Origin of the sequence: Nocardioides sp., assembly GCF_050246775.1 — a bacterium.
GTDB lineage: Bacteria > Actinomycetota > Actinomycetes > Propionibacteriales > Nocardioidaceae > Nocardioides.
Window position 1 is genome coordinate 163409 of the sequence record NZ_JBFWVK010000004.1, and the last position, 24296, is coordinate 187704.

The following is a 24296-nucleotide window of genomic DNA, read 5'->3' on the forward strand; positions in this document are numbered from 1 at the left end:
GGGACATGGCACAGGAGCAGAAGCAGCCCAAGAAGTCCTCCGAGGTCGAGGAGTCCACCGAGGTCGCCCCCGACGAGTCCGTTGCCGAGCGCAAGGAACAGCTCGACGAGGACGTCGACGCGCTGCTCGACGAGATCGACGACGTGCTCGAGACCAACGCCGAGGACTTCGTGAAGTCGTTCATCCAGAAGGGCGGAGAATGACCGACCCCCGGCTGCCTGCTGCCTACCTGATGCCGGGCAACTCCTCGTTCTCCGACTTCCTCGCCACCCAGGCGCCTGACCTGCTTCCTGCGCGCCGCGGGCTGCCTCAGGGCAATGTGGGCGACCTCGCCCCCCACGGCACCACCATCGTGGCGGCCACCTTCCCCGGCGGCGTCATGATGGCAGGCGACCGGCGCGCCACGATGGGCAACATCATCGCCCAGCGCGACATCGAGAAGGTGTTCCCGGCCGACGAGTTCTCCTGCGTGGGCATCGCCGGTGCAGCCGGGCTGGCCGTCGAGATGGTTCGCCTCTTCCAGACCGAGCTCGAGCACTACGAGAAGATCGAGGGTTCGACCCTGTCGCTCGACGGCAAGGCCAACCGGCTCGCTGCGCTCATCCGCAACAACCTGGCGATGGCGATGCAGGGGCTGGCCGTCGTCCCCCTCTTCGCGGGCTACGACCTCATCAGCCAGCAGGGCCGGATCTTCTCCTACGACGTGACCGGCGGTCGCTACGAGGAGACCGCGTTCCACTCGGTGGGTTCGGGGTCGCTGTTCGCGCGCGGCTCGCTCAAGAAGCTCTACCGCGACGACCTCAGCGCCGAGCAGTGTGTGCAGGCGGTGGTGGAGGCTTTGTACGACGCCGCCGACGACGACTCGGCCACCGGAGGGCCCGACATCACCCGCCGGATCTTCCCGGTGGTGCAGGTCATCACCGCCGACGGCGGTCGCCGGCTGCCCGACGACGAGGTCGCAGCGATCGCCGACCGCGTGATCAGTGGCCGGATGCAGCGACCCGACGGCCCGGCCGCCGCGCTCGACGGGGGGATGAACTGACATGAGCATGCCTTTCTACGTCTCGCCCGAGCAGCTGATGAAGGACCGTGCTGACTTCGCCCGCAAGGGCATAGCCCGGGGGCGTTCGGTGGTGGTGGTGCAGTTCGCCGACGGCGTGCTGTTCGTCTCCGAGAACCCGTCCCAGGCGCTGCACAAGGTCTCGGAGATCTACGACCGCATCGCCTTCGCCGCGGTCGGCCGCTACAACGAGTTCGAGAACCTGCGAATCGCCGGCGTGCGGCTGGCGGACATGCGTGGCTACGCCTACGACCGTCGTGACGTCACCGGCCGGGGATTGGCCAACGCCTACGCCCAGACCTTGGGCACGATCTTCTCCAGTGGTGGCGAGAAGCCTTATGAGGTGGAGCTCTTCGTGGCCGAGATCGGTGACTCCGCCGAGGACGACCAGATCTACCGCCTGACCTACGATGGCCAGGTGGCCGACGAACACGGCTATGCGGTGATGGGTGGTGCCGCCGACACCGTGGCCGGTCACTTGAAGGAGCACTACACCGAGGGCGCCAGCCTGGAGTCCGCTCTTGCCCTCGCGGTGGCCGCGCTGGGGCACTCGGAGAGCAGTGATCGGGTGATTCCCGACGGTGACCTCGAGGTCGCCGTACTGGATCGCACGCGCAGCCAGCCTCGCAAGTTCAAGCGCATCGTGCCCAAGCAGCTCGCGCAGATCCTCGGGGACCGCACACCGGTCGCCGAGGCCCCGTCGAGCGATCAAGCTCCCGGAGCTGACGAGCCGCCGACGGCCCCTCCGATCGCTTGACGGGTCGCGACCAGCCCCAGGAATCCCCGGATATCAGGGTTCGTACGCGGTTGTCAGCCTTCGTACACCCTGACAACCGCGAGTTCCCCCGGATATCCGGGGATTCCTGCACGACGCACCCGTAGGCTGCACATATGGACCGGCGCATCTTCGGGATCGAGAACGAGTACGGCGTGACGTGCACGTTCCGCGGGCAGCGGCGCCTGAGCCCGGATGAGGTGGCGCGCTACCTGTTCCGCAAGGTCGTGAGCTGGGGGCGGAGCTCCAACGTCTTCCTCCGCAACGGCGCACGCCTCTACCTGGACGTCGGCAGCCACCCGGAATACGCCACCCCCGAGTGTGACGACGTCGTCGAGCTGGTCACCCACGACAAGGCGGGGGAGCGGGTCCTCGAGGGGCTCCTGCTGGACGCCGAGCAGCGTCTGCACGACGAGGGCATCTCCGGCGACATCTACCTGTTCAAGAACAACACCGACTCGGCCGGCAACTCCTACGGCTGCCACGAGAACTACCTCGTCGGCCGGGCGGGCGAGTTCTCCCGGCTGGCCGACATCCTGATCCCGTTCCTGGTCACCCGCCAGGTGATCGTGGGTGCAGGCAAGGTCACGCAGACGCCGCGCGGTGCGACGTACTCGCTCAGCCAGCGCGCCGAGCACATCTGGGAGGGCGTCTCGAGCGCGACCACCCGGAGCCGCCCCATCATCAACACCCGCGACGAGCCGCACGCCGACGCCGAGCGCTACCGTCGCCTGCACGTCATCGTCGGCGACTCCAACATGAGCGAGACCACCACGTTGCTCAAGGTGGCCAGCTGCGACCTGGTGCTGCGGATGATCGAAGAGGGCGTGATCATGCGCGACCTCACGATGGAGAACCCGATCCGGGCCATCCGGGAGATCTCGCACGACATGACGGGTCAGCGCAAGGTCCGGCTCGCCAACGGCCGAGAGGCCAGCGCGCTCGAGATCCAGGCCGAGTATCTCGCCAAGGCACGGGACTTCGTGGATCGTCGCGAGCTGCACACCCCGACCATCGACCGGGTCCTGGACCTCTGGGAGCGTGGACTCAAGGCCGTCGACTCCGGTGACCTCGGCATGGTCGACACCGAGATCGACTGGGTGATCAAGTGGAAGCTCATCGAGCAGTACCGCGCCAAGCACGGCCTGCCCCTGGGGCACGCGAGAGTCGCCCAGCTCGACCTCGCCTACCACGACATCCACCGCAACCGGGGCCTCTACTACCTGCTGGAGAAGCGCGGCATGGTCGCGCGGGTCACCAACGACCTGAAGGTCTTCGAGGCCAAGTCGGTGCCACCCCAGAACACCCGGGCGCGCCTGCGTGGCGAGTTCATCAAGAAGGCCCAGGAGCAACGGCGCGACTTCACCGTCGACTGGGTCCACCTCAAGCTCAACGACCAGGCCCAGCGCACCGTCCTGTGCAAGGACCCCTTCCGGGCGTACGACGAGCGCGTGCAGCGCCTCATCGACGGGATGTGAGCGCGCCAGCGCCGAGCGCTGGGAAGCGCCCGGTAAGGTGACCGGGCTGTAACCTCCGACTTCCTAAGGTGATCCACGTGCGCCGCCTCATCGCCCTCCTGGGCCTGCTCTCCCTCCTGTTCAGCCTGGTCGCCTGTGGCGACTCCTCCGACGACAACGGCGATTCCGGCGCCAGCGGGGGACTGGAGGCCGTGTCCGTGACCGGCGATGTCGGCAAGGCCCCCAAGGTCACCTGGAACAGCGCTGTGAGCAGCGACAAACTGGACACCGACGTGCTGGTCGCGGGCGATGGCGACGAGGTCGCCAAGGGCGATCAGGTCTCGGTGAACATCTGGATCGGCAACGGCTTCACCAAGAAGCAGGTCTTCAGCAGCTACGACAAGGGCGGCGCCCCCGAGACGATCACGGTGGACGACGCCCAGATCTTCAAGGCCCTCTACGTTGCCCTCGAGGGTCAGACGGTCGGTTCGCGGGTCCTGGTCGTCTCGCCCCCCGCAGACGCCTTCGGTGACCAGGGCAACGCCACCCTGAGCATCGGCAACACCGACCACGTCGTCTTCGTGGTCGACATCATGAAGAAGATCGTCGTCCTCGACGGCCCGCAGGGCGCCGAGCAGACCCCACCACCGAACGCCCCGAAGCTCGTCGAGAAGGGCGGAGTGCCGACCGGCTTCGACTTCTCAGCGAGCGCGAAGAAGCCGGGCACGAAGCTCCGCATCGTGCCGCTGATCAAGGGCGACGGCGACAAGGTCACGAACGGCCAGAACATCACGGTGAACTACCTGGGGCAGGTCTACGGCACCAAGACCGTGTTCGACGAGTCCTTCAGCAAGACACCGTTCTCGACGACCATCGGCACCGGCAGCGTCATCAAGGGCTGGGACCAGGGACTCGTCGGTCAGACCGTCGGCAGCCGGGTCATCCTGGTGATCCCGCCGGACCTGGCCTACGGTCCGAAGGGACAGGGCACGATCCCGGGCAACGCGACGCTGACGTTCGTCGTCGACATCCTGTCGGCTTCCTGATCGTCTGAGGGGGACTGAGCAGGTGGCGATGCGCAAGAGCGAGCGGCTGATGAACCTCCTCATCATGCTGCTCGTGGCGCGCCGCCATCTCGACAAGGACCACATCCGGAGCTACCTCTACGAGGGGTCCAGCGACGACGCCTTCGAGAAGATGTTCGAGCGGGACAAGGACGAGCTGCGCCAGCTCGGAATCCCGATCGACATGGCCAGCCAGGACGCGTTCTTCGAGGACGAGCTGGGCTACCGCATCCATCGTGAGGCGTTCGAGCTGCCTGACGTGGCGCTCGAGGCCGACGAGGCGGCTGTCCTCGGCCTGGCGGCCCGGGTGTGGCAGCACGCCGGCCTGGCAGGAGCGACGTCCGATGCCATCGTGAAGCTCAAGGCGGCAGGTATCGCGGTCGACCGCAGCGCCCTGGACCTGGTCGAACCCCAACTGAGCGCCGAGGAGCCGTCGTTCGACGCCTTCTGGTCCGCAGCCCAGCGCCGTACGCCGGTCTCGTTCGCCTATCGCCGCGGTGGTTCGGCCGAGGTGACCCAACGTCAGGTGCAGCCGTGGCGGGTCGCTTGGAGCTCCGGGCGCTGGTACGTGCTGGCCTTCGACATCGACCGTGGCGCCCCCCGGCTGTTCCGGCTCTCGCGGGTGCAGGGGGAGGTGCTCGAGTCCGGACCGGAGGGGTCCTACGAGCTGCCCACCGACGTCGACTTCCACGCCCTGACCCGTCAGCTTGCTCCGCGTGCCCCGCGGATCGAGCAGACCCGGGTCCTGGTCCGCGCCGGAGCCGCCATCGGCCTGCGCCGGCAGGCGGCCAGCAGCGAGGAGCAGGTGGCCGGTCCCGACCGGACGACGGGCTGGGACCGCCTGGTGATCGAGGGCAGCTCGGTGGACGCGATGGCCGACGAGGTCCTCAGTTTCGGTGCCGACGCCTACGCGGAAGCGCCACCGGCGCTGCGCGACACGGTGATCCAACGCCTGCAGGGGGCCGCCAGATGACCGGCGCGCCCCCCGGCGCAGGGGCCCAGGTGGCCCGGCTGCTCGCCCTGGTGCCCTACGCGCTCACCCGGCGCGAGGTCCGCCTCGAGCAGGCCGCCAGTGACCTCGGGATCACACCCCACCAGATCGTCAGCGACCTCAAGGTCCTGATGTACTGCGGCTGGCCCGGCTACCTACCCGGCGACTACATCGAGGTCGATCTCGACGCGCTCGAGGGGGACGGCGTCATCCGGGTCACCAATGCCGACTACCTCGCCAGGCCGCTGCGCCTGACGGTGCCTGAGGCCTCGGCCCTGATCGTGGCCCTGCGCACGCTGCGTGACTCCGCCGATGCCGATGTGGTCCCTGTCGTGGATCGCACCCTGGCCAAGCTCGAAGCGGCCGCGGAGGACGGTGCAGCCGCAGCCGGACAGGTCGACGTACACCTGGGGGCGCGCGAACGCGCCCTGGGCCAGCTGCGCGTCCGGCTGGATCGGGCTGTGGCCGATGCCAAGCAGGTGGAGTTGACCTACTACGTCCCGGCGCGCGACGAGCGGACCCGGCGCACGGTGGACCCGCTGGGGCTGGTGACCACCCAGGGCATGAGCTACCTCGACGGCTGGTGCCATCTCGCGGAGGATCGGCGGCTGTTCCGGCTGGACCGCGTCGAGGCGCTCGAGGTGCTGGACACTCGCGCCGATGCACACCCCGACATGGCCCCCCGGGACCTGTCCGCGGGCCTGTTCCAGGCCAGTCCCGACCACGACACGGCGGTCATCCGTCTGGAACCCGGTGCCCGCTGGGTGGCGGAGTACTACCCCGTGACCAGTGCCACGGAGGCAGCCGACGGAGCGCTTATCGTGGAGCTGCAGATTGCCGATCCGCGGTGGCTCCAGCGGCTGTTGCTCCGCCTGGCTCCCGATGCGACGCTGCTGGAACCCCGGGTTCTGGCACAAAGTTTCACGGCGGCTGCACAGCAAGCCCTCAGTCTCTACACCTGACCAGGCGTACGATGATCGCGAACCACCTGACAATGTGAGGAACCCATGACTTCGCCCCTGCTGATCGGCGGCCTCGGCACCACCGAGCTCGTCTTGATCTTTGCCGTCATCATTCTGCTCTTCGGTGCCTCCAAGCTGCCCGAGCTGGCTCGGGGCAGCGGTCGGGCGCTGCGCATCTTCAAGGCCGAGACCAAGGGCCTGATGGATGACGACGAAGAAGAAGAGACCAAGACCATCGAGGAACGGGAGATCCAGGCGCGCGCCAAGGCCCAGGCCGACGCCGAGCGGATCGCCCGCGAACAGGGCGATCTCAACAACTGACCTCGGAAGTCCTTCACCGTGTCCATAGCCGGAGTCTTCGGACTCTTCCGGATCAATCCCCTGCACCCGGTCGGCGCCGACGGCCGGATGGCCTTGTCCGACCACCTGCGGGAGTTGCGCGCGCGCGTCCTGAAGTCGATCGTGGTCCTGATCGTCGCGTTCTGCATAGCGCTGTTCTTCTACGACCAGCTCCTTGAACTCGTCGCGCGGCCCTACGAGGATGCCGCGGCGAAGATCAATGACGGCACCAAGACCGAACTGGTGCTCAACAACATCACCGCCGGTCTCATGCTGCAGTTGAAGTTGGCAGGGATCGCCGCAATCGTGGCAGCGAGTCCGTTCTGGCTCTACCAGATCTGGGCCTTCATCATGCCCGGGCTCCATCCGCAGGAACGCAAGTGGTCGCGGGTGTTCGCCGCGGTGGCCGGGCCACTGTTCATCGGCGGAGTCGCCCTGGGCTACTACGTGCTGCCCAAAGGCATCGCGGTCCTGATCCAGTTCACGCCCGACAATGTGCAGAACCTCGTGGAGTTCACGTCCTACTTCACTTTCGTGACCCGGATGCTGCTGGTCTTCGGAGTGGCGATGATGATCCCGCTCTTCGTCGTCCTGCTCAACCTGGCAGGGATCATCTCCGGCAAGTCGATCGGCAAGGCTCGGCCCTGGATCGTCCTCGGCACGATGATCTTCGCCGCGGTCGCCACCCCCTCGACCGATCCCTTCTCCATGTTGATGCTCGCCATCCCGATGCTGGTCCTCTTCGCGATCTCCGAGGTGATCGCCAGAGTCATGGATCGGGTGCGCAGCAACCAGAAGCTGGCCGGGCTCGCGGACGACGAGATCTCGCCCCTGTGACGCCGGCCATCTCCGAGGCCGATCCTTTCGACCTGCCGAGTTGGGTGGGGGAGAAGCAGGTCACCTGGTACGCCGACTCGGGTGCCCGGTTCGGCCACCACATCCAGGGCCGCGTCACTGCCGACGGCCAGGCCGACCTTCCGTGCGACCTGCTCGCGATCGACCAGGCCTACCCGCGGCAGGTGGCCGACTCCGGGTGGCGTCGACAGGCTCACCAGGCGTGGCACAACGACCAGGTCCTGCTGGTCGACTACGGCGGCCGGCTGACATTGGCCGTCCCTGGCCACGAGTTCACCGCGGACCTGGTCCTGGCTGCGATGTTCCGCTTCTCCAAGGCGGTGGGCGGACAACCCGAGAACTTCGTCGCCGCACTGCGACTCGGCTCCGTCGGCCGGTCCGCGCGCTGAGTGAGGATCCCTCATCTAGTCTGGGGCGCGTGCCTGTCCCCGCTCGCGAGATCGCCCTTCTGACCAACCCCACGGCAGGCCGGGGCAGGGGGCGTCGGGCTCGCGAGGCGGCCCTGGCCACGTTCGACGAAGCGGGTCTCCGGGTCCGCGATCTCCAGGGCGCCGACAGCACCGGGGCCCTTGCGCTCGCGCACCAGTGCGTGGCTGACGGCATCGAGGCGCTCGTCGTGTGCGGCGGCGACGGAATGGTGCACCTGGGGGCTCAGGCCACCGCCGGCTCCGGGGTGCCGCTCGGGATCATCCCGGCCGGCACCGGCAATGACGTGGCCCGCTACCTCGGCCTTCCCCGCACGGACCCCGGCGCGGCCGCCCGCATCGTCAATCGCGGAGACACCCGGGTGATCGACCTGGCCCGCTGTGGGGACCGCTACTTCGTCACGGTGCTCGCCGCCGGCTTCGACGCCGTCGTCAACGAGCGCGCCAACCAGATGACCTGGCCGAAAGGACAAATGCGCTACAACCTCGCCACCCTGCTGGAGCTTCGCACCTTCAACCCACTCGACTATGAGCTGCACCTCGACGGGCAGCGGCACCAGGTGGACGCCATGCTGGTCGCGGTCGGCAACGGCCCTTCGTTCGGTGGTGGACTGCGGATCACCGAAGGGGCCCTGATCGACGACGGGCTGCTCGACGTGGTCGTGATCCGCCCGATGTCGAAGCCGCGTCTGGTGCGCACCTATCCGAAGCTCTTCAAGGGCACTCACACGACGATCGCGGAGTACGAGCACCACCGCGTCAGCGCGGTCACCGTGGACACACCGGGGATCGTCGCCTACGCCGACGGTGAGCGGATCGCCCCGCTGCCCCTGACGATCAAGATCGCTCCCGCCGCGTTGACGGTGATCGCATGACCACACCCGAGTCCGAGCCCAGCCCGTCGCAGCGTTACGCCGACTTCCGCGCCGGCCGCAAGCACCCGATCCTGCGCGACTTCACCGGGCTCTACGACTTCCCCCTCGATCCCTTCCAGCTCGACGCCTGCCGTGAACTCGAGGACGGGCGCGGGGTCCTGGTCGCGGCACCCACGGGTTCAGGCAAGACGATCGTCGGAGAGTTCGCCGTACACCTCGCCCTGGAGACCGGGCGCAAGTGCTTCTACACCACCCCGATCAAGGCGCTGTCCAACCAGAAGTACGCCGACCTCGTCCGTCGCTACGGCAGCGAGCAGGTGGGGCTGCTCACCGGTGACAACAGTGTCAACGGCGAGGCTCCCATCGTGGTGATGACCACCGAGGTCCTCCGCAACATGTTGTACGCCGGCTCCCACACGCTGATGGGTCTGGGCTACGTGGTGATGGACGAGGTGCACTACCTGGCCGACCGCAACCGCGGTGCGGTCTGGGAAGAGGTGATCATCCACCTGCCGGAGTCGGTGTCCCTGGTGAGTCTGAGCGCGACCGTCTCCAACGCCGAGGAGTTCGGCGAGTGGCTGGAGACGGTCCGTGGAGACACCACGACCATCGTGGAGGAGAAGCGCCCGGTGCCGCTCTTCCAGCACGTGATGGTCGGCAAACGCCTGCACGACCTGTTCTCGGACAAGGACGACAACGCACGGGCGGGTTTCGTCCAGGAGGGCGCCCAGGTCAATCCGGAGCTGCTCCGGGTGGCGCGCGACGACTTCGTGGGTCAGCGGTTCAAGGACCGGCGCGACAAGAAGGGGCAGCGCGGACGGGGGCAGCGGCCCCAAGGGCGCCGGATGTACCTGCCCAGCCGCTACGACGTGATCGAGCGGTTGGACCGCGAGGGCCTGCTGCCGGCCATCGTGTTCATCTTCTCGCGGGTGGGGTGTGACGCGGCCGTGACGCAGTGCCTCAACGGCAACCTGCGGTTGACCACCCCGGAGGAGCGCGACGAGATCTTCGCCTTCGTCGAGGACAAGTGCCGCTCTCTGCCGGACGAGGACCTGCAGGTGCTGGGCTACCACGAGTTCCTCGACGGCCTGACCCGCGGCGTCGCCTCCCACCACGCCGGGATGCTGCCACGCTTCAAGGAGTGCGTCGAGGAGCTCTACCTGCGGGGGCTGTGCAAGGTGGTCTTCGCCACCGAGACCCTCGCCCTGGGCATCAACATGCCCGCGCGGACCGTCGTCATCGAGAAGCTCAGCAAGTGGAACGGGGAGACCCACGCCGACATCACGCCGGGGGAGTACACCCAGCTGACCGGGCGAGCCGGGCGGCGCGGTCTCGACGTCGAGGGGCACGGCGTCGTCCTGTGGCAGCCCGGGATGAACCCCAAGGAGGTCGCGGGCCTTGCCTCGACCCGGACCTACCCGTTGCGCTCGTCGTTCCGGGCGTCGTACAACATGGCGGTCAACCTCGTCCATCAGTTCGGGCGCGAACGCTCCAGGGAGCTCCTGGAGTCGTCGTTCGCGCAGTTCCAGGCCGACAAGGCCGTGGTGGGCCTGGCCCGGCAGCTGCGCAAGAGCCAGGACGCCCTGGATGGCTATGCCGAGGCGGCGACCTGCCACCTGGGGGACTTCATGGAGTACGCCGCTCTGCGACGGTCCCTGTCGGACGCCGAGAAGGGCTCGGCGCGCAACCGTCGCCAGGACCGGCGCGAGGAGGCCCTGAGCTCCCTGCAACGACTCAGGCCCGGTGACGTCATCCAGGTCCCGGCGGGGAAGTTCGCCGGCTTCGCGGTGGTCATCGATCCCGGTCTGGCCGGCGACGCGCCGCGGCCGTACGTGGTGACGGCGGACCGACAGGCCCGCCGACTGGCCATCATCGACTTCCCGACGCCGGTGGCTGCGATCACGACCGTCAAGGTGCCCCGCAACTTCAACGGTCGCGACCCGCAGATGCGCCGTGACCTCGCCTCGGCGCTGCGATCACGCACCCACAACCTCACCCCACCGCCTCCCTCCAGGCTCGCGCGCGGAGCCACACCCTCCGGCGGTGCGGACGATGAGATCGACCGCCTCAGGGCCGCCCTGCGTGCCCACCCCTGTCATCAGTGCCCGGACCGGGAGGAGCACGCCCGCTGGGGCGAGCGGTGGTTCAAGCTGGACCGGGACGCCGCCACCCTCAAGCGCCGCGTCGAGCAACGGACGAACACCATCGCCCGACAGTTCGACCGGGTCTGCGACGTACTGCTGGCGCTGGACTACCTCACCGCCGAGGACGACGACCTCCAGGTCACCGACCGTGGCCGGCACCTCATGCGCATCTACACCGACATGGACCTGGTGGCCGCCGAATCCCTGCGCCACGGCCTCTGGAAGGGGCTCAACGCCTCGGAGCTCGCCGCCGCCCTCTCCATCCTGGTCTTCGAGGCCAGGCGGGCCGACGATGCCTCCTCGCCACGGTTGCCCGGCGGGCGCGTCAAGCAGGTCATCGCGGACATGGTGCACCTGTGGAGCGAGCTCGATGCCCTGGAGCGGGAGAACAAGCTGGACTTCCTGCGGGAGCCGGATCTCGGCTTCGCCTGGGCCGCCTACCGGTGGGCCGAGGGCGATCCGCTCGACGATGTCCTCGGCATCACCGGTCTGGCCGCAGGCGATTTCGTTCGCTGGATGAAGCAGCTCCTCGACCTCGCCGACCAGGTCGCCGACGCTGCGGGCGACGACCCGCTGCGCGCGGTGGCCCGGGAGACCTCGCGCCGGATCCGGCATGGCGTGGTGGCCTACTCCTCGGTCAACAGCTAAAGCCGACAACAATGGGCCAGGCGCCGGCCCGATAGACACCAGTGGCCCGTCCCGCCGAGGCGGAACGGGCCACACGGGTGTCGCGTACGGCTACTCGACGGCCACCGGGGTGTTCGCCGTAGTGGTGCCCGAGACGCCTGAGGCATCCATGTCGGTGTGCACGTTGCCGGCACCCCTCTTGACGCCCTTCACCGTCACCTCGTAGCTGAGCGAGCCACCGGGGGTGGGATCGCTCGAGGTGACCACCAGGTCCCCGGTCGGCAGGACGGCCTCCATGTCACCGGCGCCCGACGCGTTCTCCGCACCCACCAGGAAGGGCTGACCAGGATCGGTCTGCGCCTGCGAGTAGGTGTAGGAGATGTCCTGGGTGCCGTTGACGCCGATCCACGTCTGGAAGGACCGCAGGTCGGTGGTGCCCCACACATTGATGTCCCACTGGATCACGAGCCAGGTGTTCACACCATCGGTGAGCGTGCCTGCACTGATCCCCGGTGAGGTCGAGCCGTCCAGGTCGGTCCAGAACGGAGCCAGCACATTGTTCGGCGGTGCCGGCGACGGTCCCGTCGGCAGCGTGCAGCACTCGTTGTCCTCCGAGGACCCACCACCGACCACGGCATAACCGTTCGAGTCGATGCCGATCCGACCGTAGGCGATGCCGTTGTAGACGAAGGCCGGGACGTTGTAGTTGATGATGTCCTCGTCCCCGATCGGGGACGGCTGGATGCCGAACGCCGACAGCGGGATGAAGCCGGCCGGCGAGGCTCCGGCGGCCACCGAGGGGACGCCCTCCGCGGCTGCACTGAGCGTTGCCGAGGTCGACGCCTTGCCACCGGAGACGGTTGCCCCGTCAGCACCGACGACCTTCAGGTTCGAGTTGACCGAGGTGGTCAGGTCGACCTCCTGCTCGGTGAAGCCCGTGTTAGTCGCCGTCACCGTGCAGGTGGTGGTCGAGTTGCGCGGGATCGTGGTCGCGTCGCAGGCCTGCTCGAGCCCGACCGCACCCTGACCGGGCACGAAGGCGACCGGCAGGTGCAGGTTGCCCCGAGGGGTCTTGAACTGGACGGTCGCGAACTGCTGCTCGCCGACGGGTGCCGTCGAGTCGATGGTGATCTTGAACCCGAAGCTGCCACCGGGAGCCAGCTTGCGCGACTTCGGGCTGAAGGTGATCGAGGTGCCCGCCGGCGCCTCAGCGCTCGGAGTCACCCAGATCGACTTGCCCGAGACGTTCTTGACGGTCCGGGTGGTGGTGAGGCGGCCCGGCATCGTGGGCGCGTTGATCGACGGGATGTTGAGGTCGACCGTGTGTAGCGGGTCACCGGTGAGCAGGGCGAAGTTCGCCGCGGTCTCCGAGATGGTCAGCGGCGCCTTGTTGGCGCGACCGACGTCGAGGCGACCTGCACCCATGTCGAAGGCGTCGGCCGGAGTGACCTCGTCCTCCTTCACCACGGAGGTGATGGACTGCGTCATCAGAGCGGACTTGATCTGGCCAGGTGTCCAGTTCGGGTGCACCGCAGCCACCAGGATCGCCGCGCCCGCAACGTGCGGGGACGACATCGAGGTGCCGGCGATGGCCTGGTAGTACTCCCCGGGCGGACCGTTGACGATCGAGTCGGGGGTCGGCGTCATGGCGGCCAGGATCTGGACGCCGGGAGCCGTGATGTCCGGCTTGACGAACGCACCCGCAGGCCCGCGTGAGGAGAATGCAGCCATCACGTCACCCTTGCCCGAGCGTGCAGCGCCGGCCGTGAAGGACGCGGTGATCCCGGTGTGGGAGCCGATGAACGCCACCATGTCGGTGCCGTCGGCGACGTGCACCGCAGGCAGCCAGTGGTTGTCGGTCTCGGTGTCGGCCTGGACGGGGTTGTAGAGGATCATGCCGGCCGCACCACCCTGCAGCACGTTGTAGCCCTTGCTGATGCGGCCCAGACCGCCCCCGCCACGTTCACACACGACGATCTTGCCGGTGTAGAGGTCTGCCGCTGGGGCGTCGTCGAGGCAGAACGGGTCGCCCTCATCCGCGGCAACCGCGATCGGCAGGGGTCCCGCGCCTGCGGTGATCGACGCGCCCGACACCTTGAAGGTGCTGGCATCGTCAGCGGTCAGGGTCAGGTCGGAGGCGAACTCGCGCGTCTGCGTGGACGCTGCCACCGTGGTCACCCACGGGCTGAGGTGGTTGGCGGTGCCAGCACCGGGACCGTCGTTGCCGGCCGAGGCGGCGACGAAGACACCGGCGTTGTAGGCGTCGAGGAAGGCCAGTTCGACCGGGTCGGTCATGGGCGAGGTGCCGCCGCTGATCGAGAAGTTGATGACCTTGACGCCGTCGAGGATGGCCTGCTGGACCGCGGCGGCGGAGTCGGAGCCGTAGCAGCCGGCCGGTCCACAGACCTTGTACTCCATGACCTGGGCGCCAGGCGCCATGCCGTTGATGCGCGACAGGACCGGTCCCATGGTGTGGACGTCGTTCACCACGTTGCCCGCCGAGGTCGAGGCGGTGTGGGAGCCGTGACCCTCGGGGTCGCGAGCGGTGCCCTGGTACTCGTAGTCCGTGCCGTTGGCTGCGTCGTAGGTGTCCATGAAGGCCGCACCACCGACCAGCTTGTTGTTGCAGACGAACGGGTCGTCGGCCGGCGTCGTCGGGTCCTCACCGAAGTCACACGGCAGAGCGGGGCCGGTGTAGTCGGGCAGGTTGCCCTGGTCGGCGAAGGAGGGGTGCTCCGGCCAGACACCCGAGTCGAGGTTGCCGTAGAGGATGCCCTTGCCGGCGTTGCGCGTGGTCCTGAGCTCGCGGTAGGCGGCGTCGGCGTTCACGAAGGTGGTGCTGGAGTCGGTCAGCACCTGGTTCAGGCTGTCTCGCTGCACCGCGACGACTCCGGGCACCTTGAGCAGTTCGCTCACGGAGTTGCCCGGGATCGTGGCTGCCACGCCGCCGTACACGATCCGGTAGCTGCCGGTGACCTTGGCCGACGGTACGGCGGCCCTGATGCCGGCGCTGATCCTGCTCTCCTGGGAGCGCAGGTAGCCGAGGTAGCGGGCCTTGGCGCCGCTCTTGGTGTCCAGCGACCTCTTGGTGACACTGGGGCTCGTCGCGGCGTAGCCGCGGACGCTCCCGGCGTAGCTTGCAACGGCGTCGTAGTCGTACTTGATCATCACCGGGATGGGCTTGGAGCTGGTGATCTTCTTGAGTCCCGCGGGGGTCTTCGCGAGTGCGCTGGTCGGGGACTTGTCGGCGGAGTAGGTGGTGCCTCGCGTCGGCTGCGAGCTGCCCAGCGAGAGTCCTCCGGTGTCGTCGGCGGACGCGGCGGCGCTGATCGAGCCGAGTCCGGCAACAGCCAGGGCGACGGTCGTGACGGCCGCCCCCAGCCTGATTGCTGATTGACGGGTGTGCTTGACGCGCATGACGTGCCCTTCGCTGCGAGTGACAGGACGCTGCCTCCGCGGATCAAGGCCGCAAATTGTCCGTGCTCCCGGAGACTCTTCGCAACGTATTGCTGCCCCGGCCCCACGGCAAGCCTTTCGCACCCCCAGATTGCTGCATAGTCAATCCACCCGCATGCGTTTCACCCAGGCTCGCTGGTGCGCCCCTGCTGATCGGCACCTGCAGCCGCCACGGCTTCCTCGACGGGGTCAGACCCGCCCACCAGGTTCCAGACCGCGCCCACCGACTGCGGTGAGGCGAGCACTGCGGCCACCACCGCGGCCACATCGGCTCGGGGGATATCGCCGCGCTGGACGTCCCGGCCCAGCGCTACCGTGCCGCTGGGTGGCTCATCAGTCAGTCGTCCCGGGCGCAGGATGGTCCAGTCCAGCTCGGTGGCCCTCAAGGCCAGATCGGCATCCCGCTTCGCAGCGACGTACGCCGCCCATACGTCACCGGCCTCTGCCGCCACCGGGTCGTCGACCCCGATCGCGGAGATCTGCACGAACCGCCGGATCCCTGCATCGCGGGCTCCCGCGATCGACTTCAGGGACCCGCCGAGGTCGACGGTCCGCTTGCGCTCGATGTTGCCGTCCGGACCGCCGCCTGCGGCGAACACCACCGCGTCGCAGCCCTGGAAGGCCCGGCCGAACGCGGCCTCGTCGTCCTTCTCGAGGTCCAGGATGCGCACCTGGGCACCCATCGCCTCCAGTTCCGCCCGTTGCTCCTCGCGGCGCACCAGGGCGACGGGGACGTCTCCGGCCGCCACCAGCAGGGGATGGAGGTGTTGCGCTATCTGCCCGTGTCCACCGACGACTGCAATGCGACTCATGGCCCCACCGTACGAGCAGGGGCCATGAGAAGGCTCAGCCCTGGAGCGCCTGCACCAGCCTCACGGCTGAGCTGCCGAGGTCCCAGCGCTCGTCGAGCTCGAGCACCCGATCCGGCCGGGCGGGTGTCCGGGGCAGCGTCAGGTCGGGGTTGCCGAGGTCGAGGTCGCGCACCACCGCGACGACCTGGGGTGCGACGGCCAGGTAGTCGGCTGCGGCCTTGACCTTGCCCCGGGGTCCCGGCCCCATGTCGCTGTCCGGGTCATGCGCGGCCGCGATGATCGCGGGGATCTCCCGGAACCGGTTGAGGAGGGTGGCGGCCGTCTTGTCACCCACCCCGGCCACCCCGGGCAGCCCGTCGGAGGCGTCTCCGCGCAGCGTGGCGAAGTCGGCGTACTGGTGGGCATCGATGCCGTACTTCTCCCGCACGACCGCGTTGGTGACCCTCTCGTGCCGGCTCACCCCGCGCGCGATGTAGAGGATGCGCACCTCCGCCTCGTCATCGACCAGCTGGAACAGGTCCCGGTCTCCCGTCACCACGTCCACCGGCATCCCCGCACCCGTGGCGAGGGTGCCGATGACGTCGTCGGCCTCCATGTGGTCGGCACCGACCACGGCGATCCCGTAGGCCGCGAGCACGTCGAGGATGATCGGCACCTGCTGGCCCAGCGGGTCGGGCACCTCCTCGATGTCCACCGCATCCCCGGGGCGCTCGGCGACCACCCGGTGTGCCTTGTAGGAGGGAATGAGGTCGACCCGCCACTGCGGGCGCCAGTCGTTGTCCCAGCAGCAGGCCAGGTGGGTGGGCCGGTAGTCGTTCACGAGCCGACTGATGAAGTCCATCAGCCCGCGCACGGCGTTCACCGGAGTGCCGTCGGGGGCGCGCATGCTGTCGGGCACCCCGTAGAACGCCCGGAAGTACATCGAGGCGGTGTCGAGCAACATGAGCCGCTGTCCGGAATCGGACTTTGCTTCAGGCGTGGTCACCTCGGCATCCTCGCATGCCGATGTCGCTACTCTGTCGCCTGTGGAAGAGACCGATCGCAAGATCCTGATGCTGCTGGCTGCCGATGGCAGGATGTCGTTCACCGATCTCGGCAAGGCCACCGGGCTGTCCACCTCCGCGGTCCACCAGCGGGTCAAGCGCCTGGAGCAGCGCGGGCTCATCAAGGGGTACGGCGCCACGATCGACCACGTGCAGATGGGCCTGCCCCTGACAGCGTTCGTCTCGATCACGCCGATCGACGCCTCGCAGCCGGACAACTACCCGGATCTGCTGCGCGGCATCGCGGCCATCGAGTCGTGCTGGTCGGTCGCGGGGGAGGAGTCCTACATCCTGAAGGTCCGCGTGCCCACCCCCGCCGACCTCGAGGACCTGCTCGCGCGGATCCGGGCCGCCGCCAACGTCTCGACCCGGACCACGATCGTGCTGTCGACGCCCTACGAGAACCGGACGCTCGACGGGTGACTCAGTAGGCCTGGAGCGCGGCAGTACGGCGCGAGGCCTCCGCCATCTCGGCTGCCTTCAGTGCGGACTCGTCGAGCCGACCGTACTCGGCCCACCACTGCTGACCTGCTGCCGGCAGGGTGTGGATCGGGTCGTAGTACTCGTAGGTGCGCTCCAACGCCTCGGCGTCGGCGGCCTCGATGGAGGTCCGGTAGTTCTTGGTCCAGTAGGAGATGCCGCGCTCGTGGTCGTAGTCAGCCAGCTGGTGCACCCAGCGCTTGCCGACGAACGGTACGTCGCAGACGATCCGTGGGGTGGCGAACCCGGGCAGGTAGCCCATGATGTGGTGCTGGAGACGCTGAGCGTCCGCGACCGAGACCCGCCAGTGCTCGGAGTAGGGGATCATGTCGCACATGTAGAAGTAGTAGGGCATGATCTGGGCGCCGTCGAGCAGGGCGAAGCACAGGTCGAGCAGGGCGTGCGGGTCGGCGTTGACGCCGTTGAGCAGCACTCCCTGGTTGCGGACGTCGCGGATGCCGGTGTCCAACATCGCGCGGGTCGCCTCGGCAACGATCGGGGTCACCGAGTTGGCGTGGTTGGTGTGGGTGTGGATGGCCACTGACACGCCGCGCTTGCGCGCCAGGGTGGCCACGCGTTCCATGCCGGCGCGGACGTCGTCCTGCAGCCAGTGCTGGGGCAGCCCGATCAGGGCTTTCGTGGCCAGACGGATGTCGCGGATGTTCTCGACCTCGAGCACGCGGGTGAGGAAGTCCTCCAGCCGGGCCCAAGGCATGTTGGCCACATCGCCGCCGGACACGACCACGTCGCGCACCGAAGGGGTCCGACGCAGGTAGTCGATCATGTCGCCGATGCGGTCATTGGGCTTGCCGGCGAACTTGAGCTTCTCGATCACCGGCGTGGAGTTGCCGACCAGGTCCATGCGGGTGCAGTGCCCGCAGTACTGAGGGCAGGTCGGCAGGAGCTCGGCCAGCACCTTGGTGGGGTAGCGGTGGGTGAGCCCCTCGGCCACCCACATGTCGTGCTCGTGCAGCGAGTCGCGGGTGGCGTGCGGGTGCGAGGACCAGTCCGTGCGACGGTCGCTGAACACCGGGATCATGTAGTGCCGGATCGGGTCGGCATAGAGCGCCTCGGTGAGCGAGCCGGGTCCCGCCGGGCTGACGTGGGGGACCATCGTGTTCATCATCTGCGGCGGCACCAGCATCGACATGGTGGCCCGCTCCGCCTGGTCGCGCTCCAGATCGACGTAGAAGCGTTCGTCGACGAGGTCGCCCATCAGCTCACGCAGCTGACGGACGTTCTTGATGCAGTGGGCACGCTGCCACTGCACTGACGCCCAGTCGGTCGCGGTCACGTCGCGCCAGCCGGGGAACCTCGTCCAGTCGGGCTCCACGAGCTCGACGGCGCGGTAGGGGTAGGGCTGGCCAGCCGCTTCGCGGGCGACTGAGCCGATCGCGGTGTCGATGCTCAAGGCGGGCTCCCTGGTGGTGAGTGGGTGATGAGAGGTCGGTGGTGTTGCGCTGCTGGGCGGCACGAAGGGCGCGCCAGTTGTGTGGCGCGTCGCTCCTCTGTCAGAGTACGAGGATATTATCCGGTTCGTCCAATGCCGCGCCGGATATTTTCCCGTTGAAGGCACAACCTGATGGAGGAACAGACTGTCATGGGGCTCACCAGCGATCCGATCGGCATCCACCGGGTGCTCGAACCCGACGGTGCCCTGCCGCAGTCCGCACAACGTCTGGACACTCGTCGCGAGCTCTGGCCCGACGAGGTCCGGATCCGTGTGCAGATCCTGAACCTCGACGCTGCCTCGTTCCGCCAGCTCGAGGACGCCCACGCCGGCGACGGTGACGCCATCCGGGCTGCCGTGCTGGACATCGTCGGCCAGCGGGGCAAGATGCAGAACCCCGAGACCGGCTCGGGCGGGATGCTGGTCGGGGTCGTGGAGGAGGTCGGTCCGCAATCGCCACTCGATCTCAAGGTGGGCGATCGGGTGGCCACGCTGGTCTCGCTGACCCTGACCCCCCTCGTGATCGAGGACGCCCTGGTCAACTGGGACGGCCACAACGAGCGCGTCCCCTGCGACGGCTACGCGATCCTGTTCGGCCGCTCCATCGCGGCGGTCATCCCCGACGACCTGCAACCCGAGCTGAGCCTCTCGGTGATGGACGTGTGCGGGGCTCCCGCCCTCACGCACCGCGTCGTCTCCGAGTACGACCAGCCCTGCGTCGTCGTCATCGGAGGTGCTGGGAAGTCCGGTTCGCTCAGCCTGGCCGCGGCCCGAGCCGCCGGTGCCCGGCAGGTCATCGGCGTCGTCCCCCATGAGGCCGAGGCCCAGCTGCTGCGGTCCTCCGGCATCGCCGACGAGGTGGTGATCGCCGATGCTCGCGATCCCTTGGCCCTGCGCGCGGCGGTCGCCACCGCGGGTGGACCGGCCGATGTCACCGTGGTCTGCGTCGACGTCCCCGGCTGCGAGGGCGGCGCGATCCTGGCGACCGCAGATCGGGGCACCATCATCTTCTTCTCGATGGCCACCTCCTTCAGTGCCGCCGCACTCGGCGCTGAGGGGCTCGCCGCCGACGTGCGGATGCTGGTCGGCAACGGCTACGCGCCGGGGCACGCGGCGTACGCCATGGGCTTGCTGCGCGACAATGCCGGTGTGAGGTCACTCTTCGAGCGGAGGCTGTAGTGCAGCCGGCCAGGATGCTGCTGCGCAACGCCGTGATCCTGTGCCAGGACTCCGCACCGGCAGCAACCGCCCTGGCAGTCGACGGGGACCGGATCGTCTGGCTGGGTGACGAGGCCGGCGCCGAGGCCTATGCGGGAGCCTACGAGGTGCTCGACCTACGCGGTGGCTTCCTCGCACCGGCGTTCGTGGACGCCCACGTCCACACCGTGCAGGCCGGCTTCCGGCTCACCGAGCTCGACCTGCACGGGGCGCCGTCGCTGACAGACCTGTTGGACCGCCTGTCGGCGTACGCCGCACTGCAGGCGGCAGGCAGCGTGGTGCTCGGCCAGGGCTGGGACGAGACCCTGTGGCCGGAAGGTCGCCCGCCGACCGCGGAGGAGGTCGACCGCGCCACGGGCGGCCTCCGTACGTTCCTCTCGCGCATCGACGGCCACTCCGCGGTCGTGTCGTCGGCGCTGGCCGACGCGGTGCCAGGTCTCCCGGCCCAGGACGGGTGGACCCCGGACGGTCGCGTCGAGCGCGACGCCCACCACGCCGTACGCGCCGTGCTGGCCGGCCTGGTCGGGCCCGAACAGCGGCTCGATGCTGCCCGGATCGCGGCGCGGGCGATGGCGGCCAACGGGGTCGCCGGCTTCCACGAGAACGCCGCACCCCACATCGGCCCCGAGTACGAAGTCGACCTGGTCCGCCAAGCCGCCACCGAGACCGGGCTGCGCGCCACCGTCTACTGGGGCGAGCTCGGCGCCCTCGACGCCGCACAGCGACTGGGGGTAGCCGGTCTGGCCGGCGACCTCAACGCCGACGGCGCCGTCGGTTCACGCACTGCCGCCATGCACACCGCCTACGCAGACCGTGAGCACCACTGCGGTCACGGCTACCTGAGCGCGGCGGAGATCGCCGAGCACGTCGTCCTGTGCACCGAGCACGGGCTGCAGGCGGGCTTCCACTGCATCGGCGACGCCGCGATGGATGCGATCGCCGAGGGCTTCGACCTGGCAGCCACCCGGGTGGGGTTGCAGCGCCTCCGAGCCGCACGCCATCGCCTCGAGCATGTCGAGATGCCGTCCCCGCAGGCCATTGCGGTCCTCGACCGCTGCGGCGTCACCGCCAGCGTGCAGCCGGTGTTCGACGCGCTGTGGGGTGGCCCCGAGGGGATGTACGCCGAGCGCCTGGGGGAGCGGTGGAAGGGCATGAACCCGTTCCGTGCCCTGGCCGCGGCCGGGGTCCAGCTGGCCTTCGGCTCGGACTCCCCGGTCACCCCGATCGGACCCTGGGCAGCGGTGCGCGCCGCCGTACAGCACCAGGACCCCGACCAGCGTGTCGACGTACGCTCGGCCTTCGAGGCGCACAGCCGTGGGGGCTGGGCGGCCGGGCGCGACGACGACTCCGGCCACCTGCGGCCGGGACTGCGCGCGGACCTCGCGGTCTGGGACGTGCCCGGTGGACTGGGCAGGCACGGACTCCCCGACCTTGACGCCGATCTTCCCGTCCTGCGCCGCACCATCGGCGCCGGACGAACCATCCACGATGCAGAGGTAGACGCATGAAAGCCCGACCTGTCGGAACGCTCGAACTCGACCCGGCCACCATCCGCCGGGCCCGGTCGTTGGCTCGCAAGGCCGGACGACCGATCGTCACGATCGCGAAGAAGCACACCACCGTGGCCGTGGAACGGGCCACGCTGCGACTCGCCGGTCTCGAGGGTGCCGATGCCGACGGCATCCCGTGGGTGAACCGGCTGCTGGACTGTGTGCGTGCCGATCTCGATGCGGACGGCGGTCTGGCGCACGGTGTGGCCCTGCCCGTCTGGGACGCGTTGCTGCGCGGCGAGGCGGACGACCTGGCGACCCTGGCCCAGAAGGCTTCAGCCGGCTCGGTCTCGTTCCGCCTGCCGCAGGGACGCGACGCCGCTCGGGCCAGCGCCGCCTCCCGCAAGCAGGTGGGCACCGGTATCCGGCGCATCGACGTGCGCCGACGCGAGCGTGAGCGGCTTATCAAGCGGGTCGGCGACGCCCCACGCAAGCCCTGGATCTACCTGATCGTGGCCACCGGTGACATCTACGAGGACATCCCGCAGGCTCAGGCGGCGGCCCGCGCCGGTGCCGACGTGATCGCAGTGATCCGCTCCACGGGGCAGTCGCTGTTGGACTACGTCCCCGAGGGTGCGACGCGGGAAGGCTTCGCGGGCACGTATGCCACCCAGGAGAACTTCCGGCTGATGCGCGCCGCACTGGACGAGACCAGCAAGGAGCTCGGGCGCTACATCCGGTTGACGAACTACGCCTCGGGTCTGTGCATGCCGGAGATCGCGGCCCTCGCGGGCATGGAGCGCCTGGACATGATGCTGAACGACTCGATGTACGGCATCCTCTTTCGCGACATCAACCCGATCCGCACGTTCGTCGACCAGCGGTTGAGCCGCCAGATCCACGCGCGCGCCGGGATCATCATCAACACCGGCGAGGACAACTACCTCACCACCGCCGACGGCATCGAGGCGGCCAACACCGTCACCACCAGCCAGTTGCTCAACGAGTACTTCGCCAAGGAGGCGGGACTGGAGGACTGGCAGCTCGGGCTGGGCCATGCGTTCGAGATCGACCCGAACGTGCCGGACTCCTTCCGGCTGGAACTCGCCCACGCCATGCTGGCGCGCACCCTGTTCCCCGACGCACCGCTGAAGTGGATGCCACCGACCCGGCACATGACCGGCGACGTCTTCCAGGGCTTCCTGCTCGACGGGTTCTTCAACCTGGTCGGCGCCATGACCGGCCAGGGCATCCTGCTGGTCGGCATGATGACCGAGGCCGTCGTGACGCCCTGGCTCTCCGACCGCGACCTGGCCCTGCAGAACGTCCGCTACGTGATGAACGCGGCGGGCAACCTGCACGAGGACTTCCGCCCTGCTCCCGACGGCTTCATCGCCAACCGGGCCCGCCAGGTCCTGGGGGAGTCCATCGACCTGCTGGAGCGCATCATCGATCACGACAACGGGCTGCTCGACGCCATCGCCGACGGCACGTTCGGGCTGATGAAACGGCCCGCGGACGCCGGCCGTGGACTGGAGGGCGTGGCGAAGAAGTCGCGGGCCTACTACAACCCGGCCAGTGAGATCCTGGAGGAGCAGTCATGAGCATCGTCAGGCCGTACGGCGACACCACCGGCGACGGGATGGTGCAACTGTCGTTCACGCTGCCGATCCCACACTCGAAGGTCGCCGAGGGTGCCGCGGCCCAGCTGGCGAACAAGATGGGCATGGACCCCGCGCTCGTCGTGCACGCCAAGCCCATGGGCGAGGGATTCACCTTCTTCGTGGTCTATGGGCGCGTCCACCATCTGGTGGACATCAGCAAGGTGGAGGTCGTCGAGCGCGACTACCCGTTGCTGACGCCCAAGGAGGTCAACGCCACCGTCAAGAAGGCGTTGCGCCGTCGCCTGACGGTCGTCGGGGCGTGCATCGGGAGCGACGCGCACACGGTCGGCATCGACGCCATCCTCAACATCAAGGGGTTCGCGGGCGAGAAGGGTCTTGAGTACTACCGAGAGCTCAAGGTCGTGAACCTCGGCGCGCAGGTGTCGGTGCCCCAGCTCGTGGACCGAGCCCGGGTCGAGAAGGCGGACGCGGTCCTCGTCTCGCAGGTCGTCACGCAGCGCGACGCCCACCTCCTCAACACCCGGGAGATGTCGGCCGCGTTCCGTGAGTCCTACCCCTCGGACAAGCGGCCGCTCCTGGTCGTCGGCGGACCTCGTTTCGACGAGAACATGGCTGCCGAGCTGGGGGTCGACCGGGTGTTCTCCCGGGGTACGACGCCGGGCGAGGTTGCCAGCTTCATCGTCCATCGACTCGTGCAGAGAAAGGCCTCCTGATGACCCTGCAGCCCGGACTGGTGGTGACCCACCGCCGCTACGTGCCGTACTCCCACGCCCACTACGCCGGAAACCTGGTCGACGGCGCCTACTCGCTCGGTCTCTTCGGCGACGTGGCGACCGAGATGTGCATCCGCACGGACGGCGACGAGGGCCTGTTCGCTTCGTACTCCGAGGTCCAGTTCCGCGAGGCCGTGCGCGCCGGCGATGTCGTCGAGGTGACCTGCGAGCTGGTCCGGGTCGGCACCCGTTCGCGGGGCATGGTCTTCACCCTGAAGGTGCTGGCCAGGGGCGCTGCGACCTCCGAGGATCCTGGTGCGGCGCACCTGCTGGAGGAGCCCATCGTGGCCACCACGGCCGCGGGAACGGTTGTCGTTCCGTCCCGTTCAACCCACCAGTAACAGGCCTCGGCGTGTCATTCTGCGACACGCCGAG

The 24296-nt window shown here is 68.6% G+C and carries 22 protein-coding genes; 18 read left to right on the forward strand and 4 right to left on the reverse strand.

Going from position 1 to position 24296, the window contains the following annotated elements; all coding sequences use genetic code 11:
- Nucleotides 1–5: 5 nt before the first annotated feature.
- The 12 genes from AB7I40_RS17670 to AB7I40_RS17725 all read left to right on the forward strand — a co-directional run bounded on the left by AB7I40_RS17670 (nt 6) and on the right by AB7I40_RS17725 (nt 11595).
- Nucleotides 6–203: a ubiquitin-like protein Pup gene (locus AB7I40_RS17670; protein ID WP_428344450.1), complete on the forward strand. Its 198-nt coding sequence runs from the start codon at nt 6–8 to the stop codon at nt 201–203.
- On the forward strand, nt 200–1042 hold the full coding sequence (gene prcB, locus AB7I40_RS17675; protein WP_428344451.1) for a proteasome subunit beta: 843 nt from the start codon (nt 200–202) through the stop codon (nt 1040–1042). Before AB7I40_RS17670 ends, prcB begins: the two co-directional genes overlap by 4 nt.
- A 1-nt stretch (nt 1043) precedes the next feature.
- On the forward strand, nt 1044–1817 hold the full coding sequence (gene prcA / locus AB7I40_RS17680; protein WP_428344452.1) for a proteasome subunit alpha: 774 nt from the start codon (nt 1044–1046) through the stop codon (nt 1815–1817).
- Nucleotides 1818–1951: 134 nt separating this feature from the next.
- Nucleotides 1952–3313, forward strand: coding sequence for a Pup--protein ligase (gene pafA / locus AB7I40_RS17685; RefSeq protein WP_428344453.1), 1362 nt, complete (start codon nt 1952–1954; stop codon nt 3311–3313).
- Between the two features lie 77 nt (nt 3314–3390).
- Nucleotides 3391–4338, forward strand: coding sequence for an FKBP-type peptidyl-prolyl cis-trans isomerase (locus AB7I40_RS17690; protein WP_428344454.1), 948 nt, complete (start codon nt 3391–3393; stop codon nt 4336–4338).
- Between the two features lie 28 nt (nt 4339–4366).
- A complete protein-coding gene (locus tag AB7I40_RS17695; protein WP_428344455.1) occupies nt 4367–5329 on the forward strand; it encodes a helix-turn-helix transcriptional regulator in 963 nt (320 codons plus the stop codon).
- A complete protein-coding gene (locus AB7I40_RS17700; protein WP_428344456.1) occupies nt 5326–6309 on the forward strand; it encodes a helix-turn-helix transcriptional regulator in 984 nt (327 codons plus the stop codon). The genes AB7I40_RS17695 and AB7I40_RS17700 overlap by 4 nt, the downstream gene beginning before the upstream one ends.
- A gap of 45 nt (nt 6310–6354) precedes the next feature.
- Complete coding sequence (gene tatA, locus AB7I40_RS17705; RefSeq protein ID WP_428344458.1) at nt 6355–6630, forward strand: Sec-independent protein translocase subunit TatA; 276 nt, start codon at nt 6355–6357, stop codon at nt 6628–6630.
- Nucleotides 6631–6648: 18 nt separating this feature from the next.
- Nucleotides 6649–7485 carry a twin-arginine translocase subunit TatC gene (tatC, locus tag AB7I40_RS17710; RefSeq protein ID WP_428344459.1) on the forward strand — a complete coding sequence of 279 codons (837 nt, stop codon included), beginning with the start codon at nt 6649–6651 and terminating at the stop codon, nt 7483–7485.
- Nucleotides 7482–7892, forward strand: coding sequence for a hypothetical protein (locus tag AB7I40_RS17715; RefSeq protein WP_428344460.1), 411 nt, complete (start codon nt 7482–7484; stop codon nt 7890–7892). The genes tatC and AB7I40_RS17715 overlap by 4 nt, the downstream gene beginning before the upstream one ends.
- Before the next feature lie 29 nt (nt 7893–7921).
- A complete protein-coding gene (locus AB7I40_RS17720) occupies nt 7922–8803 on the forward strand; it encodes a diacylglycerol kinase (protein ID WP_428344461.1) in 882 nt (293 codons plus the stop codon).
- The gene (locus AB7I40_RS17725; protein ID WP_428344462.1) at nt 8800–11595 is read left to right on the forward strand and encodes a DEAD/DEAH box helicase; all 2796 of its coding nucleotides are present in this window, start codon (nt 8800–8802) and stop codon (nt 11593–11595) included. The genes AB7I40_RS17720 and AB7I40_RS17725 overlap by 4 nt, the downstream gene beginning before the upstream one ends.
- Before the next feature lie 90 nt (nt 11596–11685).
- Here the strand turns inward: AB7I40_RS17725 and AB7I40_RS17730 are convergent, their stop codons facing one another.
- The 3 genes from AB7I40_RS17730 to AB7I40_RS17740 all read right to left on the reverse strand — a co-directional run bounded on the left by AB7I40_RS17730 (nt 11686) and on the right by AB7I40_RS17740 (nt 16827).
- Nucleotides 11686–14991: a S8 family serine peptidase gene (locus AB7I40_RS17730; protein ID WP_428344463.1), complete on the reverse strand. Its 3306-nt coding sequence runs from the start codon at nt 14989–14991 to the stop codon at nt 11686–11688.
- Between the two features lie 161 nt (nt 14992–15152).
- Entirely contained in the window at nt 15153–15842 is a 690-nt protein-coding gene (locus AB7I40_RS17735; protein ID WP_428344464.1) for an SDR family oxidoreductase, read from the reverse strand.
- A 34-nt stretch (nt 15843–15876) separates the two neighbouring features.
- Entirely contained in the window at nt 15877–16827 is a 951-nt protein-coding gene (locus AB7I40_RS17740; protein WP_428344465.1) for a 5'-3' exonuclease, read from the reverse strand.
- 40 nt (nt 16828–16867) lie between these two features.
- Here AB7I40_RS17740 and AB7I40_RS17745 point away from each other — a divergent pair, with 40 nt between their 5' ends.
- The gene (locus AB7I40_RS17745; protein ID WP_428344466.1) at nt 16868–17308 is read left to right on the forward strand and encodes an Lrp/AsnC family transcriptional regulator; all 441 of its coding nucleotides are present in this window, start codon (nt 16868–16870) and stop codon (nt 17306–17308) included.
- 1 nt (nt 17309) lies between these two features.
- Here AB7I40_RS17745 and AB7I40_RS17750 read toward each other — a convergent pair whose 3' ends face one another.
- Nucleotides 17310–18776, reverse strand: coding sequence for a KamA family radical SAM protein (locus tag AB7I40_RS17750; RefSeq protein WP_428344467.1), 1467 nt, complete (start codon nt 18774–18776; stop codon nt 17310–17312).
- A 171-nt stretch (nt 18777–18947) separates the two neighbouring features.
- Between AB7I40_RS17750 and AB7I40_RS17755 the strand changes: the two genes are divergently transcribed.
- Genes AB7I40_RS17755 through AB7I40_RS17775 form a run of 5 tightly spaced genes read left to right on the forward strand, consistent with a single transcriptional unit; the run spans nt 18948 to nt 24262 of the window.
- Nucleotides 18948–19994 carry an L-erythro-3,5-diaminohexanoate dehydrogenase gene (locus AB7I40_RS17755; RefSeq protein ID WP_428344468.1) on the forward strand — a complete coding sequence of 349 codons (1047 nt, stop codon included), beginning with the start codon at nt 18948–18950 and terminating at the stop codon, nt 19992–19994.
- A complete protein-coding gene (locus AB7I40_RS17760; protein WP_428344469.1) occupies nt 19994–21541 on the forward strand; it encodes an amidohydrolase in 1548 nt (515 codons plus the stop codon). Before AB7I40_RS17755 ends, AB7I40_RS17760 begins: the two co-directional genes overlap by 1 nt.
- Complete coding sequence (locus AB7I40_RS17765) at nt 21538–23127, forward strand: lysine 5,6-aminomutase subunit alpha (RefSeq protein ID WP_428344470.1); 1590 nt, start codon at nt 21538–21540, stop codon at nt 23125–23127. The genes AB7I40_RS17760 and AB7I40_RS17765 overlap by 4 nt, the downstream gene beginning before the upstream one ends.
- On the forward strand, nt 23124–23861 hold the full coding sequence (locus AB7I40_RS17770; RefSeq protein WP_428344471.1) for an OAM dimerization domain-containing protein: 738 nt from the start codon (nt 23124–23126) through the stop codon (nt 23859–23861). The genes AB7I40_RS17765 and AB7I40_RS17770 overlap by 4 nt, the downstream gene beginning before the upstream one ends.
- Nucleotides 23861–24262 (forward strand): hotdog domain-containing protein, encoded by a 402-nt coding sequence (locus AB7I40_RS17775; RefSeq protein ID WP_428344472.1) that lies wholly within the window; start codon nt 23861–23863, stop codon nt 24260–24262. The genes AB7I40_RS17770 and AB7I40_RS17775 overlap by 1 nt, the downstream gene beginning before the upstream one ends.
- Nucleotides 24263–24296 lie beyond the last annotated feature (34 nt).

What these genes read in the sequence shown, in the direction of transcription:
- AB7I40_RS17670 (WP_428344450.1), top strand. Translation starts at nt 6, where the DNA reads ATGGCACAGGAGCAGAAGCAGCCCAAGAAGTCCTCCGAGGTCGAGGAG.
- prcB (WP_428344451.1), top strand. Translation starts at nt 200, where the DNA reads ATGACCGACCCCCGGCTGCCTGCTGCCTACCTGATGCCGGGCAACTCC.
- prcA (WP_428344452.1), top strand. Translation starts at nt 1,044, where the DNA reads ATGAGCATGCCTTTCTACGTCTCGCCCGAGCAGCTGATGAAGGACCGT.
- pafA (WP_428344453.1), top strand. Translation starts at nt 1,952, where the DNA reads ATGGACCGGCGCATCTTCGGGATCGAGAACGAGTACGGCGTGACGTGC.
- AB7I40_RS17695 (WP_428344455.1), top strand. Translation starts at nt 4,367, where the DNA reads ATGCGCAAGAGCGAGCGGCTGATGAACCTCCTCATCATGCTGCTCGTG.
- AB7I40_RS17700 (WP_428344456.1), top strand. Translation starts at nt 5,326, where the DNA reads ATGACCGGCGCGCCCCCCGGCGCAGGGGCCCAGGTGGCCCGGCTGCTC.
- tatA (WP_428344458.1), top strand. Translation starts at nt 6,355, where the DNA reads ATGACTTCGCCCCTGCTGATCGGCGGCCTCGGCACCACCGAGCTCGTC.
- AB7I40_RS17725 (WP_428344462.1), top strand. Translation starts at nt 8,800, where the DNA reads ATGACCACACCCGAGTCCGAGCCCAGCCCGTCGCAGCGTTACGCCGAC.
- AB7I40_RS17730 (WP_428344463.1), bottom strand. Translation starts at nt 14,991, where the DNA reads ATGCGCGTCAAGCACACCCGTCAATCAGCAATCAGGCTGGGGGCGGCC.
- AB7I40_RS17735 (WP_428344464.1), bottom strand. Translation starts at nt 15,842, where the DNA reads ATGAGTCGCATTGCAGTCGTCGGTGGACACGGGCAGATAGCGCAACAC.
- AB7I40_RS17755 (WP_428344468.1), top strand. Translation starts at nt 18,948, where the DNA reads ATGGAGGAACAGACTGTCATGGGGCTCACCAGCGATCCGATCGGCATC.
- AB7I40_RS17765 (WP_428344470.1), top strand. Translation starts at nt 21,538, where the DNA reads ATGAAAGCCCGACCTGTCGGAACGCTCGAACTCGACCCGGCCACCATC.
- AB7I40_RS17770 (WP_428344471.1), top strand. Translation starts at nt 23,124, where the DNA reads ATGAGCATCGTCAGGCCGTACGGCGACACCACCGGCGACGGGATGGTG.
- AB7I40_RS17775 (WP_428344472.1), top strand. Translation starts at nt 23,861, where the DNA reads ATGACCCTGCAGCCCGGACTGGTGGTGACCCACCGCCGCTACGTGCCG.